The sequence below is a fragment of the Hymenobacter sediminis genome (genome assembly GCF_003231285.1).
Taxonomy (GTDB): Bacteria; Bacteroidota; Bacteroidia; order Cytophagales; family Hymenobacteraceae; genus Hymenobacter; species Hymenobacter sediminis.
Genome location: NZ_QKNS01000031.1, coordinates 1 through 408, shown reverse-complemented (window position 1 = coordinate 408; position 408 = coordinate 1). Strand labels below are relative to the sequence as shown.

Here is a 408-nt window from a genome sequence, read left to right as displayed (position 1 = left end):
ACATTTTTTCGACTGTCGAATCTCCGATTCCTCTTTTGGGATAATTGATGATCCGCTTGAATGCTTCCTCGTCTTCATGGTTGACCACAAAGCGGAGATAGGCCAAAAGGTCTTTGATTTCCTTCCTTTGGTAAAATGACAGACCTCCCACGATTTTGTAGGTAATGTTCATTTTCCTCAAAGCTTCCTCTATGGACCTGGATTGGGAGTTGGTGCGGTAGAGCACAGCAAAGTCGCTGTTGTTGAGTTTTTTATTGTTTTTCTCTTCGAAAATTGTCGTAGCCACCAACCTGCCTTCCTCATTATCCGAACTTGCCTTGATCAGTTCGATCAGGTCACCTTCTGTATTTTTGGTCCAGATGTCTTTTTTTAATTGGGCTTTATTTTTTGCAATGATGCTGTTGGCTG

Annotated in this window: 1 protein-coding gene; it reads right to left on the bottom strand. The window is 42.2% G+C overall.

Annotation, left to right across the window (positions count from 1 at the left end):
• The coding region (locus tag DNI29_RS23820) for a 3'-5' exonuclease (RefSeq protein WP_317048764.1) at positions 1-408 on the bottom strand (408 nt) is incomplete at both ends.